Annotated in this window: 23 protein-coding genes; 15 read left to right on the forward strand and 8 right to left on the reverse strand. The window is 63.8% G+C overall.

From position 1 onward, the window contains the following. The first annotated feature begins 77 nt into the window (after nucleotides 1–77). Entirely contained in the window at nucleotides 78–2,738 is a 2,661-nt protein-coding gene (gene alaS / locus CLM60_RS13020) for an alanine--tRNA ligase (RefSeq protein WP_095589578.1), read from the forward strand. 1 nt (nucleotide 2,739) lies between these two features. Continuing rightward, nucleotides 2,740–3,030, forward strand: coding sequence for a DUF1330 domain-containing protein (locus CLM60_RS13025; protein WP_095589579.1), 291 nt, complete (start codon nucleotides 2,740–2,742; stop codon nucleotides 3,028–3,030). On the opposite strand, the gene CLM60_RS13030 is transcribed toward CLM60_RS13025, so the two are convergent. Next, nucleotides 3,027–3,983 (reverse strand): hypothetical protein, encoded by a 957-nt coding sequence (locus tag CLM60_RS13030; protein WP_141246509.1) that lies wholly within the window; start codon nucleotides 3,981–3,983, stop codon nucleotides 3,027–3,029. The genes CLM60_RS13025 and CLM60_RS13030 overlap by 4 nt on opposite strands. A gap of 78 nt (nucleotides 3,984–4,061) precedes the next feature. Beyond that, nucleotides 4,062–5,879, reverse strand: coding sequence for a translational GTPase TypA (gene typA, locus CLM60_RS13035; RefSeq protein ID WP_095589581.1), 1,818 nt, complete (start codon nucleotides 5,877–5,879; stop codon nucleotides 4,062–4,064). Nucleotides 5,880–6,074: 195 nt separating this feature from the next. On the opposite strand from typA, the gene CLM60_RS13040 reads away from it, so the two are divergent. Next, entirely contained in the window at nucleotides 6,075–7,133 is a 1,059-nt protein-coding gene (locus tag CLM60_RS13040) for a YjgN family protein (protein ID WP_095589582.1), read from the forward strand. Continuing rightward, complete coding sequence (locus tag CLM60_RS13045; protein ID WP_095589583.1) at nucleotides 7,093–8,166, forward strand: M48 family metallopeptidase; 1,074 nt, start codon at nucleotides 7,093–7,095, stop codon at nucleotides 8,164–8,166. Before CLM60_RS13040 ends, CLM60_RS13045 begins: the two co-directional genes overlap by 41 nt. Here the strand turns inward: CLM60_RS13045 and CLM60_RS13050 are convergent. The 4 genes from CLM60_RS13050 to CLM60_RS13065 all read right to left on the reverse strand — a co-directional run bounded on the left by CLM60_RS13050 (nucleotide 8,163) and on the right by CLM60_RS13065 (nucleotide 10,921). Then, nucleotides 8,163–8,492: a DMT family transporter gene (locus CLM60_RS13050; protein WP_095590693.1), complete on the reverse strand. Its 330-nt coding sequence runs from the start codon at nucleotides 8,490–8,492 to the stop codon at nucleotides 8,163–8,165. The two genes, CLM60_RS13045 and CLM60_RS13050, sit on opposite strands and share 4 nt — an antisense overlap. 18 nt (nucleotides 8,493–8,510) lie before the next feature. Next, nucleotides 8,511–9,146: a YitT family protein gene (locus CLM60_RS13055; protein ID WP_095589584.1), complete on the reverse strand. Its 636-nt coding sequence runs from the start codon at nucleotides 9,144–9,146 to the stop codon at nucleotides 8,511–8,513. A gap of 77 nt (nucleotides 9,147–9,223) precedes the next feature. Continuing rightward, nucleotides 9,224–10,438 carry an NADP-dependent isocitrate dehydrogenase gene (locus tag CLM60_RS13060; RefSeq protein WP_095589585.1) on the reverse strand — a complete coding sequence of 405 codons (1,215 nt, stop codon included), beginning with the start codon at nucleotides 10,436–10,438 and terminating at the stop codon, nucleotides 9,224–9,226. Nucleotides 10,439–10,573: 135 nt separating this feature from the next. Continuing rightward, complete coding sequence (locus CLM60_RS13065; RefSeq protein WP_095589586.1) at nucleotides 10,574–10,921, reverse strand: winged helix-turn-helix transcriptional regulator; 348 nt, start codon at nucleotides 10,919–10,921, stop codon at nucleotides 10,574–10,576. A 99-nt stretch (nucleotides 10,922–11,020) separates the two neighbouring features. Between CLM60_RS13065 and CLM60_RS13070 the strand changes: the two genes are divergently transcribed. Then, nucleotides 11,021–12,043: a zinc-binding alcohol dehydrogenase family protein gene (locus CLM60_RS13070; RefSeq protein WP_095589587.1), complete on the forward strand. Its 1,023-nt coding sequence runs from the start codon at nucleotides 11,021–11,023 to the stop codon at nucleotides 12,041–12,043. 39 nt (nucleotides 12,044–12,082) lie between these two features. On the opposite strand, the gene CLM60_RS13075 is transcribed toward CLM60_RS13070, so the two are convergent. After that, nucleotides 12,083–12,316, reverse strand: coding sequence for a hypothetical protein (locus CLM60_RS13075; protein ID WP_095589588.1), 234 nt, complete (start codon nucleotides 12,314–12,316; stop codon nucleotides 12,083–12,085). Between the two features lie 4 nt (nucleotides 12,317–12,320). Next, a complete protein-coding gene (locus CLM60_RS13080) occupies nucleotides 12,321–12,974 on the reverse strand; it encodes an alpha/beta hydrolase (protein ID WP_095589589.1) in 654 nt (217 codons plus the stop codon). Nucleotides 12,975–13,131: 157 nt separating this feature from the next. Between CLM60_RS13080 and iscR the strand changes: the two genes are divergently transcribed. The 10 genes from iscR (at nucleotide 13,132) to CLM60_RS13120 (ending at nucleotide 19,005) form a co-directional block, all read left to right on the forward strand. Continuing rightward, on the forward strand, nucleotides 13,132–13,593 hold the full coding sequence (gene iscR, locus CLM60_RS13085) for a Fe-S cluster assembly transcriptional regulator IscR (RefSeq protein WP_095589590.1): 462 nt from the start codon (nucleotides 13,132–13,134) through the stop codon (nucleotides 13,591–13,593). Nucleotides 13,594–13,678: 85 nt separating this feature from the next. Further along, on the forward strand, nucleotides 13,679–14,119 hold the full coding sequence (locus CLM60_RS13090) for a hypothetical protein (protein ID WP_095589591.1): 441 nt from the start codon (nucleotides 13,679–13,681) through the stop codon (nucleotides 14,117–14,119). Continuing rightward, the gene (locus tag CLM60_RS13095; protein ID WP_095589592.1) at nucleotides 14,116–15,174 is read left to right on the forward strand and encodes a cysteine desulfurase family protein; all 1,059 of its coding nucleotides are present in this window, start codon (nucleotides 14,116–14,118) and stop codon (nucleotides 15,172–15,174) included. Before CLM60_RS13090 ends, CLM60_RS13095 begins: the two co-directional genes overlap by 4 nt. A gap of 46 nt (nucleotides 15,175–15,220) precedes the next feature. Further along, nucleotides 15,221–16,741 (forward strand): Fe-S cluster assembly protein SufB, encoded by a 1,521-nt coding sequence (sufB, locus tag CLM60_RS13100; RefSeq protein ID WP_095589593.1) that lies wholly within the window; start codon nucleotides 15,221–15,223, stop codon nucleotides 16,739–16,741. A 19-nt stretch (nucleotides 16,742–16,760) separates the two neighbouring features. Beyond that, complete coding sequence (locus tag CLM60_RS13105; protein ID WP_095589594.1) at nucleotides 16,761–17,108, forward strand: hypothetical protein; 348 nt, start codon at nucleotides 16,761–16,763, stop codon at nucleotides 17,106–17,108. 37 nt (nucleotides 17,109–17,145) lie between these two features. Further along, nucleotides 17,146–17,289: a hypothetical protein gene (locus CLM60_RS20960; RefSeq protein WP_176473872.1), complete on the forward strand. Its 144-nt coding sequence runs from the start codon at nucleotides 17,146–17,148 to the stop codon at nucleotides 17,287–17,289. Continuing rightward, entirely contained in the window at nucleotides 17,282–17,467 is a 186-nt protein-coding gene (locus CLM60_RS20690) for a hypothetical protein (RefSeq protein WP_141246510.1), read from the forward strand. Before CLM60_RS20960 ends, CLM60_RS20690 begins: the two co-directional genes overlap by 8 nt. Nucleotides 17,468–17,487: 20 nt before the next feature. After that, nucleotides 17,488–17,811, forward strand: a complete 324-nt coding sequence (locus CLM60_RS13110) for a heavy metal-binding domain-containing protein (protein WP_095590694.1) — start codon at nucleotides 17,488–17,490, stop codon at nucleotides 17,809–17,811. A gap of 72 nt (nucleotides 17,812–17,883) precedes the next feature. Beyond that, the gene (locus CLM60_RS13115; RefSeq protein WP_141246511.1) at nucleotides 17,884–18,411 is read left to right on the forward strand and encodes a hypothetical protein; all 528 of its coding nucleotides are present in this window, start codon (nucleotides 17,884–17,886) and stop codon (nucleotides 18,409–18,411) included. 12 nt (nucleotides 18,412–18,423) lie between these two features. Next, on the forward strand, nucleotides 18,424–19,005 hold the full coding sequence (locus CLM60_RS13120; protein WP_095589596.1) for a hypothetical protein: 582 nt from the start codon (nucleotides 18,424–18,426) through the stop codon (nucleotides 19,003–19,005). Nucleotides 19,006–19,031: the final 26 nt, after the last annotated feature.

Below are 19,031 nucleotides of genomic sequence, written 5' to 3' on the forward strand. Positions count from 1 at the left end.
CTAGCGGTGGACACGCTGCCAGCGCGGGACTAAACCCTGTTGAACCAAACGCAAATCGCAGCCGAGACCCGCAGATCATGGCCAGTCTGAACGACATCCGCTCTACTTTTCTGGACTATTTCCACCGCAACGGGCACGAAATCGTCCCAAGCTCGCCGCTTGTGCCGCGCAACGACCCGACGCTGATGTTCGCCAATTCCGGCATGGTGCAGTTCAAGAACCTGTTCACCGGGGTCGAGACGCGCGATTACAAGCGCGCGACCACGGCGCAGAAATGCGTGCGCGCCGGCGGCAAGCACAATGACCTGGACAATGTGGGCTATACCGCGCGGCACCATACGTTCTTTGAAATGCTGGGGAATTTCAGCTTTGGCGATTACTTCAAAAATGAAGCGATCCCCTTCGCCTGGGAGCTGATCACCAAGGATTTCGGCATCGCCAAGGACCGGCTTTACACCACCGTCTATCACACCGATGACGAGGCGTTCGAGATCTGGAAGAAGGTCGGCGTGCCCGAGGATCGGATCATCCGTATCGCCACATCCGACAATTTCTGGCAGATGGGGCCGACCGGGCCCTGCGGGCCCTGCACCGAGATCTTCTATGACCACGGCGATCACATCTGGGGCGGCCCCCCGGGCAGCCCCGAGGAGGATGGCGACCGCTTCATCGAGATCTGGAACATCGTCTTCATGCAGAACGAGCAGTTCGAGGACGGCTCGATGCGCGCGCTGGACATGCAGTCGATCGACACCGGCATGGGGCTGGAGCGGATCGGCGCGCTGTTGCAGGGCAGCCATGACAATTACGACACCGATCTGTTCAAGGCGCTGATCGAGGCCTCGGCCCACGCCACCAGCGTCGACCCCTATGGCGACAAGAACGTGCATCACCGGGTGATCGCGGATCATTTGCGGTCGACCTCTTTCCTGATTGCGGACGGGGTGATGCCCAGCAACGAGGGGCGCGGTTACGTGCTGCGGCGGATCATGCGCCGGGCGATGCGGCACGCGCATCTGCTGGGGTCGCAAGAGCCGCTGATGCACCGCTTGGTGCCCGCGCTGGTCACGCAGATGGGCGCGGCCTATCCCGAACTGGGCCGGGCGCAGGCGTTGATCGAAGAGACCCTGAAGCTGGAGGAAACCCGCTTCATCCAGACGTTGGATCGTGGGCTGAAGCTGCTGGATGACGAGCTGGCCAAGCTGCCCGAGGGCGGCGATCTGCCCGGGGCGGCGGCGTTCAAGCTCTATGACACCTATGGCTTTCCGCTGGACCTGACGCAGGATGCGCTGCGCGAACAGGGCCGGGCGGTGGATGTGGCCGGGTTCGACGCGGCGATGGCCGAGCAAAAGGCCAAGGCGCGCGCCGCCTGGGCGGGCACCGGCGAAAGCAAGGATGCCGCGATCTGGTTCGATCTGGCCGATGGGATCGAACCGACGGATTTCCTGGGCTATGACACCGAACTGGCCGAGGGGCAGGTGCTGGCGCTGGTGGTCGATGGCAAGGCGGTCGATAAGATCGACGCGGGCCAGACCGGCTGGATGGTCGTGAACCAGACGCCGTTCTATGCCGAAAGCGGTGGCCAGGTGGGCGACAGCGGGTCGTACCTGAAACCGCATGGCAATGGGGTGATCGGTGACACGCAGAAGATGCCCGGCGGGTTGTTCGCGCATCAGGTGACGCCCGAAAAGGCCGTGCTTTCCGTGGGCGATGCGCTGGAACTGCGGGTGGATCACGCCCGCCGGACCGCCATTCGCGCCAATCACTCGGCCACGCACCTGCTGCACGAGGCGCTGCGCGAGGCGTTGGGTGATCACGTGGCGCAGCGCGGGTCGCTGAACGCGGCGGACCGTTTGCGCTTCGATTTCAGCCATTCCAAGGCGCTTACGGCGGCCGAGCTCGAATCGGTCGAGCGGCAGGTGAATGAGTTCATCCGCCAGAATTCGGCGGTCGAAACCCGGATCATGACGCCCGACGATGCCCGCGCCATCGGTGCGCAGGCGCTCTTTGGCGAGAAATACGGCGACGAGGTGCGCGTGGTCAGCATGGGCCGCGCGGCGACGGGCAAGGGCAGCGACGGCCAGACCTGGTCGATCGAGCTGTGCGGCGGCACCCATGTGAAGCAGACCGGCGATATCGGTGTCTTCGTCACGCTGGGCGACAGCGCGTCGTCTTCGGGCGTGCGCCGGATCGAGGCGCTGACCGGCGCGGCGGCGTTCGAATACCTGTGCCAGCAGGACCGGCGGCTGGGCGACATCGCGGGCGCGTTGAAGGCGCAGGCCGCCGAGGTGCCCGAGCGCGTGCGCGCGCTGATGGACGAGCGCAAGGCGTTGCAGAACGAGGTTGCGCAGCTGCGCCGCGAGCTGGCCATGGCCGGCGGGGCCGGGCAGGGCTGCGGGGCCGAAGCGAAAGAGGTCGCCGGCGTCCCCTTTGTCGCGCAGGTCCTGTCGGGCGTGTCGGGCAAGGATCTGCCCAGCCTGATCGACGAGCACAAGGCCAAGCTGGGCACCGGCGCGGTGCTGCTGATCGCCGATGCGGGCGGCAAGGCGGCCGTGGCCGCGGGCGTGACCGCCGATCTGACCGACCGTGTGTCGGCGGTCGATCTGGTCAAGGCCGCGGTGGTGGAACTGGGCGGCAAGGGCGGTGGCGGCCGCCCCGACATGGCGCAGGGCGGTGGCCGCGATGCCGCCAATGCCGAGGCCGCGATCAAAGCCGCCGAAGCTGTGTTGGAGGGATGAGATGAGCGCGCTCTGGATTGCCCATGTGCATGTGACCGATGAAGAGGCCTATGGCCGTTACGCGAAGCTTGCCACCGGGGCGATCGCCGCGCATGGCGGTGTGTTCCTGGCCCGTGGCGGGCGGTACAAGCAGCTTGAGGGGAACGACCGCCCGCGCAATGTGGTGGCCCGGTTCCCGTCGCTTGAGGCGGCGGAAACCTGTTATTACTCAGATGCTTACCAAGAGGCCTTGAGCCACGCGCGCGGTGCGTCGGAGCGCGATCTGATGATCGTCGAGGAAATCGGCGACTAGAAGTTCCGCATCTCGGCCTGTGCGGTGCCCGGCGACGTTTTCAACGCGCAGGGGGTCAGCAGGATCAGCAGCGTTTCGGTCAGCCGGACCGGGCCGGGGAAGGGCAGCGGCAGATCCTCGGGGTTGCGGAACGGGATCGCGCGGCAGGCAAAGCTGCTGCCGCGTGCGTCGGTGACGAAGAAGGGCGCCGCGATCGGGGCCATCTCGAGGTCGATATTGTAAAGCGCCCGCGACAGCACCCGGTCGGCGCCGGGATCGGCAAAGCGCACCCGCCCTTGCAGCGACAGGGTCAGCAGATCGCCGCGTTCCAGGATCAGCGCGCCCCGGTCATTGCGGAATTTCAGCCGCCCGGTCCGGTCCAGCGCGATGATGGCGGTTGTGCCGGGCTCCATCCCCTCGCGGTAGATGCGGTTTTCCAGCCCCAGCGTGCCGATCTGGTTGTTGATCCTGAACGCGTTCTGCAGATGCGGCACCAAAAGCTGCGCCAGCGCCAGCCAGTGCGGTTCCAGCCGGTCGATATCCTTTTCGCGGATGCAAGAGCCGAAGGCCACCACCTGGTCGGCATCGTTGATCAGGATCGCGCCGCCGCTGTTTGTGATGTCGCCCTGCGGCCGGATCCAGTCGGCGTAGAATTCGGTCTTTTTCAGCGCGCGCGGATCGACAATCCGGTCCGAGGCGATGACCTGTCCCACGGGCAGTGCGCCAAAGCGCTGCGCCCAGGGGTTCAGCTGCGCGTAATAATCGGAAAAGCTGTTCACGAAGGACGGGTCGAACCCGTGCTGGATCAGGCCCAGACCGCTTGCGGATTTCAGGTCGAAGACATGCGCAAAGACCCGGATGCCGCCCGCAACGCGCGACAATCTGGCCAGAAACCACTCCCACTTTCGGCTGTCCAGCCCGGCAGCATAGGCCATGCTGACGAGCTCGCAGACATCTTTTTCGTCAAGACGCACCGCACCGCTCCTCTTGATCGAAGAGTCTGAAGCGTCTTGCGCCGCGATTCAAGCACTAGCTGCGGCCGGGCCGATCAATTATTGCGCGGCGCGGGCCTGGCGTTTGCGTTCATGCGGGTCCAGGAAGCGCTTGCGCAGCCGGATCACGTTTGGCGTGACCTCGACCAGCTCGTCGTCGTCGATATAGGCGATGGCCTCTTCCAGGCTGAAATTGATGTGCGGCGTCAGGCGCACGGCCTCGTCGCTGCCCGAGGCGCGGACGTTGGTCAGCTTCTTGCCCTTCAGCGGGTTGACCTCAAGGTCGTTGTCGCGGCTGTGCTCGCCGATGATCATGCCCTGATAGACCTTTTCCTGCGGGCCGATGAACATGCGGCCCCGCTCTTCCAGGTTCCACAGCGCATAGGCCACGGCCTCGCCGTCTTCCATGCTGATCAGCACGCCCGCGCGGCGGCCCGGGATCGGGCCCTTGTGCGGCGCCCATTCGTGGAACACGCGGTTCAGCACGCCGGTGCCGCGCGTGTCGGTCAGGAATTCGCCGTGATAGCCAATCAGCCCGCGCGAGGGCACATGGGCCACGATGCGGGTCTTGCCGCCCTGTTGGCGCATATCGACCATCTCGCCCTTGCGGGTGCCGGTCAGCTTTTCGATCACCGCGCCGGAATATTCGTCATCCACGTCGATGGTGACCTCTTCGACCGGTTCCATCGTGGTGCCGTTTTCTTCGCGGAACAGCACCTGCGGGCGGGAGATCGACAGCTCGAACCCCTCGCGGCGCATGTTCTCGATCAGGACGCCCATCTGCAATTCGCCGCGGCCCGCGACCTCGAAGGCTTCGCCGCCGGGGGTGTCGGTGATCTTGATCGCGACATTGCTTTCGGCTTCTTTCATCAGCCGGTCGCGGATGACGCGTGACTGGACCTTCTTGCCGTCGCGGCCCGCCAGCGGGCTGTCATTGATGCCGAAGGTGACGGTGATGGTGGGCGGATCGATGGGCTGGGCGTCCAGCGCCTGGTCCACTGCCAGGGCACAGATCGTGTCGGCGACGGTCGCCTTGGACATGCCAGCCAGGCTGACGATATCGCCGGCCTGCGCCTCTTCGATGTCCTGCTGCGCCAGCCCGCGGAAGGCGCGGATCTTGGTCACGCGGAATTGTTCGATCTTCTGCCCGATGCGCGACAGGGCCTGCACCGTCGCGCCGACCTTCAGCGTGCCGCTTTCGACGCGCCCGGTCAGCAGGCGGCCGACAAACGGGTCGCTGCCCAGCGTGGTGGCCAGCATGCGGAAATCGTCGGACTGGCGCGCGATCTGGCGCGGGGCAGGGACGTGGTTCACGACCAGATCGAACAGCGCGTGCAGATCCTTGCGCGGCCCGTCCAGATCGGCATCGGCCCAGCCGGCCCGGCCCGAGGCATAGAGATGCGGGAAATCGAGCTGGTCGTCATTGGCGTCCAGCGTGGTGAACAGGTCAAAAACCTCGTCCAGCGCGCGGTCGGGTTCGGCATCGGGCTTGTCGACCTTGTTCAGCACCACGATCGGGCGCAGCCCCAGCGCCAGCGCCTTGGAGGTCACGAACTTCGTCTGTGGCATCGGGCCTTCGGCGGCATCGACCAGCAGGACCACGCCATCGACCATGCTCAGGATCCGCTCGACCTCGCCGCCGAAATCGGCGTGGCCGGGGGTGTCGACGATGTTGATCCGCGTGCCCTTCCATTCAACGCTGGTCGCCTTGGCCAGGATGGTGATCCCGCGCTCGCGTTCCAGGTCGTTGCTGTCCATGGCGCGTTCGGCCACGGCCTGATTGTCGCGAAACGCGCCAGATTGTTTCAGAAGCTCGTCCACCAGCGTGGTCTTGCCGTGGTCGACGTGAGCGATGATCGCGATATTGCGCAGGTCCATGGGTTCGCCTTTTTCCGGGTTGCCGGGGCCTTACCGTGCAGGTGCGGAAAAGGCCAGTGGGAAAATCCCCGCGCCCGACGCGTTTTCGGCAATGCCGTTTGCATTATTTCGAAATTCGCGACGATCTGCCGTTTTCTTGCCAATATTCCCCCCCTATGGTGCTGCCAGTTTTTTGCGCAGTTTACCGAGGGTCCAATGCAAAATCCCACCATTCACAAAGTTGAATTTTCCGGCAACGCCCGATCCTATTTCGGGATCTGGATCGTCAACATCCTGTTGTCCATTGTCACATTGGGGATCTATTCCGCCTGGGCCAAGGTGCGCACGCGCCGCTATATGTACCAGCACACCGCCATCGACGGCCGGCGGTTCGATTATCACGCCACGGGGATGCAGATCTTCATCGGGCGGCTGATCGTCGTGGCCGGTTTCATCGTGTTCTCGATTGTCTCGGCCATTCCGATCATCGGCCTTGTGGCGATTTTTGGCCTGTTGTTCCTGGCGCCCTGGCTGATCAATCGCGGGATGCTGTTCAATGCCCGCGTGACCAGCTGGTCGGGGCTGCGGTTCGGGTTCGACGGCAGCTATTGGCGGGCGTTCCGGGTCTATATCCTGTACCCGTTCCTGTCGCTCTTCACGCTCTATCTGGCGATCCCCTTCGCCATCCGGGCGCAGCATTCCTATTCGGTGAACAGCCACCGGTTCGGCACCGCGAAATTCCATTTCGAAAGCAGCGTGAAGCCGTTTTATGTCGCGTTCCTGCTGGCCATCGGATGGATGGCTCTGGCCGGTCTGCTGATGTTCCTGGTGCTGGGCGGCGGCGAGATCTTTGCCGAGATCGCGATGGCCGAACGTACGGGCCGCGCGCCCGATGACGCGCTGATGCTGCGCATGGGGATCTTCTATGTGCTGCTGATCCTGGCGGTGCTGCCGGCGGGCTTCATCTATCAGGCGTTCCTGCGCAATGCGGTCTATGGCGCCACGTCGCTGGCGGGCGGGCATGAATTCCGTTCGGACGTGAAGCCGATGCAGCTGGTCTGGATCGGCGTGTCGAACGCGGTGGCGATCATCTGCAGCCTTGGCATGCTGTTGCCCTGGGCCCATATCCGGATGATGCGGTACCTGTCGGATCACACGTTCATCCTGGCCAACGGGTCGCTGGACGATTTCACCGGCCAGCAAGAGGAATCGGTTGGCGCCATCGGTGACGCCTATGCCGATCTCGAAGGGTTCGATGTCGGGCTTCCCGTCTGATCCCGGCACACCGGTTCCGGGCCATGCCTATGGCCCGGGATCGTCGCGCCGGATCGCCGCCAGCCTGCGGGTTGCGGATGATCAGGCGACGCTGTTCGGCCCCCAGGGCGAGCGGCTGGTGGTGGGGCACGCCCGCCGCCGCGACCGCATCGGGGCGGGGCCGTCGCTGATCGATATCGACGACGGCTGGCGGTTCGAGACCGACGCGCATGAGATGATCGACACGCTTCTGGGCCACGAGCAGAAGGCCGGGTTGATGGAATACGAACGGTTCCATCCCCGTCTGGTGCTGGTGGTGCTGGCCTGTTTCGCGGGCGTGTTCCTGATCTGGCGCTTCGGGTTGGGCGTGCTGGTGGCCATCGGCATCGCGCTGACACCGGCGCCCTTCGTGTCGGCCATCGACCGGGGCAACATCGCCGCGATCGACCGGGTGTTCGCGCAGCCCTCGCGGCTGGATGCCGACCGCCGGGCCGAGGTGCGCGCGATCTTCGACGATCTGGCACAGGCCGCGCCAGAGCCGCCCTATGGCGATTATCAACTGCATTTCCGGCATATCCCCCGGCTGGGCGCCAACGCTTTTGCGCTGCCCGGCGGCAATATCGTGATGACCGACGCCTTTGTCCGGCAGTTCGGGGATGACGACATCATCGCCGCCGTTCTGGGGCACGAGATGGCCCATGTCACCGAAAAGCACAGCCTGCAGCAGCTTTACCGGTCGCTGTCGATCTATCTGCTGATCGCGCTCATCGCCGGGGATGTGGGCCCCGTGGCCGAGGATATCCTGCTGGAGGGCGGCGCGCTGATGTCGCTGGCCTATAGCCGCGAGCATGAGAGCGAGGCCGATGCGATCGGGATCCGCGTTGCAGCCAGGGCGGGCTATGATCCCGCCGCGCTGGCGGTGTTCTTTCGGCGGCTGGACGGGATGACCGGCGGCGGGGACGGCCCGCAATGGTATTCGACCCATCCCGCCAGCCGCGACCGCGCGGCCGAGATCCGCCGCCAGATCGAGGAGCTTGGCCTGAGCGCGGATTAATGCGTGGCGCTGTCGGAAAACAGGTGAATGACGACGATGCCCGCGATGATCAGCCCCATGCCGATCATCGCGGGCAGGTCGATACGCTGGCCAAACGCGAAAAAGGCGATCCCGGCGATCAGCACGATGCCCAGCCCCGACCACACCGCATAGACGATGCCCACCGGCATGAACCGCAGGGCCTGGGCCAGGAAATAGAAGGACACCGCATAGCCCACCACGACGATCACCGACGGCAGCGGCTTGGTGAATTGCTGGCTGGCCTGCAGCGCGGTGGTCCCGATGGTTTCGGTGACGATGGCCAGAACCAGATAGACATAGTGCATGGGCATGAGCCGGTATCCTCAGGTGGCGATATAGCGGTCCTTGCGGTGGTTCATGGCGATCATCACGTTGATGACGACCGCCCCCAGAAGCGACCATGCCACACGGTCCACGGGCAGGACCAGAAAGGCAACCGCAAACAGGATGGCATCGAAAATCAGCTGGGTCCAGCCGGCGCGAAAACCGGTCCTGTCCTGCAGGTAAAGCCCCAGCACCCCGATCCCGCCCAGCGACCCGCCATGACGGAACAGCACCAGCAGCCCGACGCCGGTACAGGCCGCGAAAAGCAACACACCGGGCAGGGGCGACAGCTGCGCGATCACGAATTGCTGCGGCAGGATCGCGGTCATCGCCGACAGCATCGCCACGGCGATGAAGCTTTTGACCGTGAACCGCGCGCCCATGCGCAGCCAGGCCAGCGCATAGAAGGGCAGGTTCACGACAAAGAACACTGCGCTGAAGCCCCATCCGGTCAGGTACGAGATCAGCACCGCCAGCCCCGCGGTCTGGCCGGTGATCAGCCCCAGATGGGTCAACATCAACAGCCCCAGCGCACACAGGCCCGTGCCCAGGGCAAAGGCCATCGCATCCTCGGCCGGGCGGTGATCCAGCGCGGTCTTGTGCGGTTCTTTCCGGTCGGGTGTTTGCTGTGCCATGGCTTCGGGTCTAGGCGGGATCGGCGCAAAAGAAAAGCCGCCCCGAAGGGCGGCCTTGCCGGGGGCGGCGGTCGGGCTTAACCCGCCAGCGCCTTGTTCAGGTTTTCATCGATCTTTTCCAGGAACCCCATCGTGGTCAGCCAGCCCTGATCGGGGCCGACCAGCAGCGCCAGATCCTTGGTCATCGAGCCGCTTTCGACCGTGTCGATGATCACATGTTCCAGCGTTTCGGCAAAGGCGCGCAGGGCGACGTTGTCATCCAGCTTGGCGCGGTGTTTCAGCGCGCCGGTCCAGGCGTAGATCGACGCGATGGAGTTGGTCGAGGTCGCCTCGCCCGCCTGATGCTGGCGGTAATGGCGGGTGACGGTGCCGTGGGCGGCCTCGGCCTCGACGATCTTGCCGTCGGGGGTCATCAGCTGGCTGGCCATCATCCCCAGGGAACCGAAGCCCTGCGCCACGGTGTCGGATTGCACGTCGCCGTCATAGTTCTTGCAGGCCCAGACAAACCCGCCATTCCATTTCAGCGCACAGGCCACCATGTCGTCGATCAGCCGGTGCTGGTATTCGATCCCGGCCTCTTTGAACTGGTCTTCGAATTCGGCCTCGAACACCTCCTGGAACAGGTCCTTGAACCGCCCGTCATAGGCCTTGAGGATCGTGTTCTTGGTCGACAGATAGACCGGCCATTTCAGGTTCAGACCATAGTTGAACGAGGCGCGGGCGAAATCGCGGATGGAATCGTCCAGATTGTACATCGCCATAGTCACCCCGGCGCCGGGGGCGTCGAAGACCTCGCGCTCGATCACCTTGCCATCCTCGCCCTCGAACTTGATGGTGATCTTGCCTTTGCCCGGAAAGCGGAAATCGGTCGCCTTGTACTGATCGCCGAATGCATGGCGGCCCACCACGATGGGGCGGGTCCAGCCCGGCACCAGACGCGGCACGTTGCGGCAGATGATCGGCTGGCGGAAGACGACGCCGCCCAGAATGTTGCGGATCGTGCCATTGGGGCTGCGCCACATCTTTTTCAGGCCGAATTCCTCGACCCGTGCCTCGTCGGGCGTGATGGTCGCGCATTTGACGGCGACGCCGACCTCCTTGGTCTTTTCGGCGGCCTCAACGGTGATCTGATCCTCGGTCCGGTCGCGCTCTTCGATCCCCAGATCGTAATACAGCAGATCGATATCCAGATAGGGCAGGATCAGCTTGTCTTTGATGAACTGCCAGATGATGCGGGTCATTTCATCGCCGTCCATTTCGACGATGGGGTTGTCGACCTTGATCTTCGTCATAGGGGCCTCGCGTTTTCGGGGTGAACCTGAGGACCGCTATAGAGGATCGGGGCGGGCAAGGAAAGATGTATGCAATGGTATGCAGTACAGTGCCGCGAAGTTTCACCTGCGAAACAGGCGGCCGTGCCTCGCCGATTACGTGCGGGGGTGTGTGCTGCCCCAGGCATGCAGGGCGCGGATCACCGGGGCAAGCGCGGCGCCCTTGTCCGTCAGGCTGTATTCCACCCGCGGGGGGACCACTGCGAATACCTTGCGTGACACGATGCCGTCTGCTTCCAACTCGCGCAGCTGTTTGGTCAGGCTGCGCTGTGTCACCGACCCCACGCGCCGGGACAATTCATTGAACCGCAGCGTCTGTGACATCAGGTGATAGATAACCAAGCCTTTCCATTTTCCGGCGATCTGTTCCAACGCGCCCTCCACCGGGCAGCCCGTGTTGCAGTCGATCCGCGTGAAGCGCTTGGTGCGTTTTACAGTATCCATTTGGCCCCTATAGGCAAAAATGTTGCGTACTTGTTCAATATACAGGTTTGCCTGTAGCTCTCAATCCGACGCGCAGTAAGCATGAACAGGGGGCAGACCATGAAAGCCGTTGGGTATTACGACAACCTTCCAAGCCGCGATCCGAAATCGCTTGTGGATATCGATCTGCCCGTGCCCACCGCATCGGGCCGCGACATTCTGGTCGAGGTCAAGGCGATATCCGTGAACCCCGTCGACACGAAAGTGCGCCGCAACCGCGCCAGCGAGGGCGGCCAGCCCGTGGTTCTGGGCTGGGACGCGGCCGGTGTGGTCGTCGCAACCGGGCCGGATGCAACCGCGTATCGGCCCGGCGACCGGGTCTGGTACGCCGGCGATATCTCACGCCCCGGGACCAACAGCGAATTTCACCTTGTCGACGAGCGCATTGTGGGCCGCATGCCGGAAACCCTGGACTTTGCGGCGGCGGCGGCCCTGCCGCTGACCTCGCTCACCGCCTATGAGATGCTGTTCGACCGGCTGGCCGTGCGCCGGGCGGTGACGGGGGGCGCGCATGCGATATTGATCATCGGTGCCGCAGGGGGCGTGGGGTCGATCACGATCCAATTGCTGCGCGCCCTGACCGATCTTACGATCATCGCCACCGCGTCGCGTGATGAAACCAGATCCTGGGTCAGGGAGCTGGGCGCGCATCACGTGATCGACCATTCCCGCCCGCTTGCCGAACAGGTTGCGGATCTGGGTGTGGGCGCACCATCGTTCGTGTTCTCGACCACCCATTCCGAGACCTATGTCGCGGATGTGGCATCGCTGATCGCGCCCCAGGGGCGCTATGGGCTGATCGACGATCCGACCGGGTTCGACATCATGCCGTTCAAGGGCAAGAGCATCTCGATCCACTGGGAACTGATGTACACGCGGTCGCTGTTTCAAACCGCGGATATCCTGCGCCAGCGCGAAATCCTCGATCAGGTCGCCGCGCTGATCGACGAAGGGAAAATCCAATCGACCAAAGCCGCGTCGGTCGGTCTGATCACGGCGGAAAACTTGCGCCTGGCGCATGAGGCGCTGGAAAGCGGAAAGACCAGGGGCAAACTGGTTCTGGCAGGGTTTCCCGACGCGTGATCCAATGGGCCGGGCCGTGACTGGCGTCGTCCGCCCCGGTCAGGACGGGTCTGATTTGGCGGCGGCCGCCGCAAGGCGCCTTTCCAGATAGGCCCGCGCCCGCTTTTCCGACAAGCGGATCCGGACCGAGGTCATATAGGCCTCGTGGCTGGTCGAGGACAGCGCCTTGAGCTGTTCGGCCACATCCTCGATCAGCTTGGGATCGTTCAGCTTTTCCGAGGCCGCGATCGTGTCCTTGGCCAGGTTGTCGGCCAGATCGTCAAAGATGCCCATCAGATCACCGTGTGTTTTCGGTCAGGCGGCGGGTGACGTAATCGGTCACGTTGCCGATCATCGTGTCCATATGCGGCTCTTCGAAGAAGTGATCGGCGCCTTCGATCTCCTGGTGGGTGATCGTGATGCCCTTTTGCTCGTGCAGCTTTGCGACCAGGCTTTGGGTGTCGGCGGGCGGCGCCACGCGGTCGCGGGTGCCGTTGATGATCAGGCCCGAACTGGGGCAGGGCGCCAGGAAGCTGAAATCATACATGTTGGCCGGCGGGCTGACCGACACGAAGCCGGTGATTTCGGGCCGCCGCATCAGCAGCTGCATCCCGATCCACGCGCCGAAGCTGAACCCCGCGACCCAGCAATGCTTGGCGTTCTGGTTCATCGACTGCAGGTAATCCAGCGCCGAGGCGGCATCCGACAGCTCGCCCACGCCCTGGTCGTATTCGCCCTGGCTGCGCCCCACGCCGCGGAAGTTGAACCGCAGCACCGTGAAGCCCATGTTGTAGAAGGCGTAATGCAGGTTGTAGACGACCTTGTTGTTCATCGTGCCGCCGAATTGCGGATGCGGATGCAACACGATGGCGATGGGGGCGTCTTTTTCTTTCTGGGGGTGGTAACGGCCTTCGAGCCGGCCTTCGGGTCCGGGAAAAATGACCTCGGGCATTCGCGCCTCTTTGTGATACGGGGTGACGGCGCATTTCTTGACGAAACGGCTCTGCCAACCTAGAGCATTTGAAAACAGGGCCCTCAAGGCCCTTACGGGTGGATAGTCACGTAATGATAGAGCCGCCCGCAGTCAACCATTTGACCGGGGAGGGGACATGAAACTGAGCACCAAGGGGCGCTATGCCATGGTTGCGCTGACCGATCTGGCGCTGCAACCGGCCGATGCGCTGACCACACTGGCCGATATTTCCAAGCGGCAGAACCTGTCGCTGCCGTATCTGGAGCAGCTGTTCGTGAAGCTGCGCCGCGCGGGCCTGGTCGAATCGGTGCGCGGGCCGGGCGGGGGATACCGGCTGGCGCAGGCGGCGTCCGAGATCCGCGTGGTCGATGTGCTGGCCGCGGTGGACGAGACCGTGAGCGCGCTGCACACCGGGGCGGGCGCGTCGGGGGGCATGTCCGGGTCCAAGGCGCAGTCGCTGAACAACCGCCTGTGGGAGGGGCTGAGCGCGCATGTTTATGTGTTCCTGCACCAGACGCGGCTGTCGGATGTGATCAAGAACGATCTGACCCCGTGTCCCGCTGTGCCCACCCTGTTCGAGGTCGTCGAAGAGGGCTGAGGTCAAGCCCGGTGGCGGCTGTCGGAGCGAGGGGCGCTGCCCCTCGCGCTCCCCGGAGTATTTGGACCAAGAAGAAGGAGGGCTCATGGCCGGACTGGACGGGCTGTCGAAGATTCTGCTGAAAGATGCCAGTGAAGGGGACGGTTCGGTGTCGGCGGCGGGAAAGGCGCTGGCCAGATCTAACCCGATCGTCAGGTTGGCCGGCGGTTTCGCGCAAATCGCCGACAAGGCCTATATGAGCCCGGAGCATTGCTATCTTTATCTGGCGCGGCGCGTGGCCACGGCGGAATTGGCGGCCGCGCGGGCGGGATGGATCGGTGGCCGGCTCTATAACCGGCTCAGTGGCACGCGCGCCGATTACGTTCCGCTGTCCGGTGCTGTTGTGTCGGGGATACTTCGCCTTGCAGGAGAGGCGCCCCCCGAGGCGATGGATCGTGGGGCGCAGTATCTGGTGCGACGCGATGTGGCACGCGATTATTTGGAACGGGCGGGTGATTGGGCACGGCAAACGGGGCTGGTTTCGTGACACGGACATATCTGGATTACAACGCGACCGCGCCGCTCAGGCCCGAGGCGCGTGCGGCGATGTGCGCGGCGATGGATGTGGTGGGCAACCCGTCTTCGGTGCATGCCGAGGGGCGCGCGGCCAAGGCGCTGGTCGAGCGGGCGCGGGGGCAGGTGGCGGCGGCGGTGGGCTGCAAGCCGCAGGAAGTGGTCTTTACCAGCGGTGCGACCGAGGCGGCGCGGGTTCTGGCCACTGTCGCGGGCGATGTGATCGTGGAAGAGACCGCGCATGACGCGCTTTGGTCGCATGCGGGGCCGGGGTCGGGCGCGGCGGGGTCGGTTCTGGCGATGGGGCTGGCCAATAGCGAGACCGGGGTCATCGCGCCAGTGCCCGAGCGGGTCGACGGCCAGTGGCGGCTGGGCGCGCTGCGGGCCGATCTGTTGTGTCTGGACGTGACGCAGGCGATTGGCCGGGTGCCGTTCTCGTTCGACTGGAGCGGCGCGGATCTGGCGATTCTGTCGGCGCACAAGCTGGGCGGGCCCAAGGGCGTGGGGGCGCTGATCGTCCGGCAGGGGCTGGACATTGCCAGCCTGGCCACCGGCGGCGGGCAGGAGATGGGCCGGCGGTCGGGCACGGAAAACCTTGTGGGGATTGCCGGATTCGGTGCCGCAATCGGCGCCGCGCTGCATGATCTGGAGGCAGGGACCTGGGCGCGGATCGAGGAATTTAGAAACATTCTAGAAAATGTGATTGCGCAAACCGCGAATGAGACTATTTTTGTCGGGAAAGACGGAAAACGCTTGCCCAATACCTCGTGTCTTTCGACGCCGGGGTGGAAGGGCGAAACACAGGTGATGCAGATGGACCTGGCCGGGTTCGCGGTTTCCGCGGGATCGGCCTGTTCCAGCGGCAAGGTCAGGGAAAGCCGGGTGCTGCGGGCGATGGGGTATGACCCCGACGTGGCCAGATCGGCAATCCGTGTGTCCCTGGGACCCGCGACGACCGAGGACGAGGTGCGGCGCTTTGCCCAAGCCTGGTGTTCGGCGCATCGCAGGTTCCGCGCACGCAGCGCCTGAGAACAGACAACGGACGGGGCGCAGGCCCCGCAGAGAGGAAGCACGCATGTCCGATCCAGTGACCGAAATCCGCGAAGGTGTGGACCGCGAGACGGTGGAAACCGTCGAGGCGATGGCCGGCAAGTACAAATACGGCTGGGAAACCGAGATCGAGATGGAATACGCCCCCAAGGGGCTGACCGAGGATATCGTGCGGCTGATCTCGGAAAAGAACGAAGAGCCGGAATGGATGACCGACTGGCGGCTGCAGGCCTATCGCCGCTGGGTGCAGCTGGAAGAGCCCGATTGGGCGATGGTCGACTATCCGGACATCAATTTCCAGGACCAGTATTACTATGCCCGTCCGAAATCGATGACCGAGAAGCCGAAATCGCTGGACGAGGTCGACCCGAAACTGCTGGCGACCTATGAAAAGCTGGGCATTCCGCTGAAGGAACAGATGATCCTGGCCGGTGTCGAAGGCGCCGAGGATGCCCCGGCCGAGGGGCGCAAGGTGGCCGTGGATGCGGTGTTCGATTCCGTATCGGTGGGGACCACGTTCCAGGCGGAGCTGAAGAAGGCCGGCGTGATCTTCTGCTCGATCTCCGAGGCGATCCGTGAACACCCCGAGCTGGTGAAGAAATACCTGGGCTCCGTGGTGCCGGTTTCCGACAATTTCTATGCAACGCTGAATTCGGCGGTCTTTTCCGACGGCTCGTTCGTCTATATTCCACCCGGCGTGCGCTGCCCGATGGAACTGTCGACCTATTTCCGGATCAACGCGGAAAATACCGGCCAGTTCGAACGCACGCTGATCATCGCCGACAAGGGGTCCTACGTGTCCTATCTGGAAGGCTGCACCGCGCCGCAGCGCGATACCGCGCAGCTGCATGCCGCTGTGGTCGAGATCGTGATCGAAGAAGATGCCGAGGTCAAATATTCCACCGTCCAGAACTGGTTCCCGGGCGACGAGGAAGGCAAGGGCGGGATCTATAATTTCGTCACCAAGCGCGCCGATTGCCGGGGCGACCGGGCAAAGGTGATGTGGACCCAGGTCGAGACCGGATCGGCCGTCACATGGAAATACCCCAGCTGCATCCTGCGGGGCGACGAAAGCCAGGGCGAATTCTATTCCATCGCCATCACCAACAACATGCAGCAGGCCGATACCGGCACCAAGATGGTGCATCTGGGCAAGAACACCCGGTCGCGCATCGTGTCCAAAGGGATCAGCGCGGGCAAGGCGCAGAACACCTATCGCGGGCTGGTTTCGATGCACCCCAAGGCAAAGGACAGCCGCAACTATACCCAGTGCGACAGCCTGTTGATCGGCTCGGAATGCGGGGCGCACACGGTGCCCTATATCGAGGTGAAGAATAACAGCAGCCGCGTGGAGCACGAGGCCACGACATCCAAGGTCGATGACGACCAGCTGTTCTATTGCCGTCAGCGCGGCATGGACGAGGAAGAGGCCGTGGCGCTGGTGGTAAACGGATTCTGCAAAGAGGTGTTGCAGGCCCTGCCGATGGAGTTTGCCATGGAAGCGCAGCAGCTTGTGGCGATCAGCCTGGAAGGCTCTGTGGGATAAGCGACGGCAAGGGGCAGAAGTGTTTGGAAGCGACGAGAAAGATCACACGCTGCGAAGCCTGCCGCATCCAGGATACTGGGATGGTGGCCGGGAGGGCTTTTATGCATTTGCCACGGTGTGCCTGATTTCTTTGCTGATCTTCGGGACCAGTGACGTCTCTTGGATGCCGACCTATTGGAAAATCGCTTCGACGTTTCTTATCGCTGCTCCGGTGTCCTATTGGATCGGTAGTTCCACGCGTCGCAAGCGTGTCGGTAAACGTGCGGAACACGCGATTGCCTACCGAGACGCGCAGAACGCGGAAACGGAAAAGAAGATCGCTGAAATGCAGGCGAAGAATTCTCGAATTCCCAAGGTGAAGAGATGATCAGACTTCGCGGAAACATGGCAGAGGCAGAGGCCAGATGACCCGCATCGACGATATCCGCAGGGCGTTGGACGACGGTCGTCCGGTTGTCAGCGACAAGCTTGGCGTGTTGCGCGCGCAGGTCAATGCGCTGAAACCGCATTTCCCCGACCCCGAACCAGAGGTCGCCGATCATGCGTAGGGTTCTGATGGGCGCCGTTCTGACCGGGCTGTTCTGTGCGGTCTTTGCCATCGTGGTGCAGATGCTGACCAGCATGCTGGGCCTGGGGCAGGTGGCCGGGGTCAGTTTTGTCAGCGGCTTTCTGGGCAGCCTGTTCGCGCAGACCGTCCTGGGCCAGTGGCGGGGGCAGGCGCGATGAACCCCTGGGGAGGCAAGGCCATGATCGTCACCACCACACCATCCGTCGAAGGCCGCCGGATCACCGCCTATCACGGCGTTGTCGTGGGCGAGGCGATCCTGGGCGCGAATGTGTTCCGTGACCTGTTTGCCGGGATCACCGACATCATCGGCGGGCGCTCGGGCGCCTATGAGAAATCGCTGGGCGAGGCGCGTGACACCGCCCTTCGCGAGCTGCAGGAGCGCGCCGCCGCCCTGGGCGCCGATGCGGTCGTGGGCGTCGATCTGGATTACGAGGTGATCAACAACATGCTGATGGTGTCGGCCTCGGGCACCGCTGTGACGTTGGGTCAGTCCGTAGAATGATCATCGCAATTCCAGAAACTCGCCACAATCGCGCACCAACCTGTCCCCGAGCAGATGCAAGGGGGGAAACCCGTGACGCTGGACGTCAACAAGACGCGCTTCGAGGAGCGTCTGACGCGGATCGACAAGGGCCGGCAATGGGCGCCCGAGGGTGTGGTGACGCGCGACATGTATGCCAAGCGGGCAGCGCGGGCCAAGACGGTCAAGGCGCACAATCCGCTGGCCAATATCCTGTATCCCGTGGGCATCTTGATGGCGCTTCTGGCCGGGCTGATCTCGGTCCTGGCGGCGCGCTATGCGCAGTTTCACCTGCTGTCGGACAGCGTCGCGGACATGTCGTCCGATCTGCTGCTGGCGGGCGAATTCGCGATGGCATCCTGTGTGGGCATGGTCCTGCGCATGGCGATCGCGGTGCAGGGCAAGGACAAGCTGATGGCACAGACCGTCGGCGTCTGGGCCGGGATCGTGGGGCTGCACAACCTGGTGCATCTGGCGCCGGATCTGTTCACCACGCTGTTTTCGCCCGGCTGGGTGGCCTCGGTCATGGCCTCGGCCCCGTTTCAGAGTATACTGTTCCGCGGCGTGGTGTTTGCGATGTAGGGAACGGGTGCGATGAACCGGCAGCAGCAGGATTTCCAGGAGCGGTTGGCACGGCTTGGACATGCAAGCCAGACCCCCGAGCCACAGGTCATCCCGCCGGAACACGAGCCGTTGCCCGACAAATACACGCCGCGCAACGTGGCGCCGCTGGACGGCTGGCGACAGAACGCGCGCTATCCGCTCAAGCTTGCGGGGGCGTTCCTTTTCGGCATGCTGGCGGTCTTTGCCGCGCGCTATGTCCGGTTTCACATGAATGGCGGGGCGTTGACCGGCGAGGATGCCGATCTGATGATGGTTCTGGACGCCGGCATGGCCGCCGCCGTGGGGTTTGCGATGACGCAGGCCTTCCGGCTGGACGGCAAGGAGTTTCAGGCCGCCCAGACCTTTGGCGTGGCCGCCATGGTGGCCACGATGCACAACGCGGTGCACTGGGCGCCGAAACCGTTCGAGGCGATCTTTTCCCCGCAATGGGTGTCGGATGTGCGCGAATTCACCGAACCCAACTCGATCCTGTTCCGGGGCGTGTCCTTCATGCTGACGCCCGATACGGACGCCCGCTCTGGCGCGCCGAAGATCAACCGCCCCGGCTTCTGAATTTCACCCCATTGACGGCAGCCTTG

Origin of the sequence: Actibacterium ureilyticum, assembly GCF_002285435.1 — a bacterium.
Taxonomy (GTDB): Bacteria; Pseudomonadota; Alphaproteobacteria; order Rhodobacterales; family Rhodobacteraceae; genus Actibacterium_C; species Actibacterium_C ureilyticum.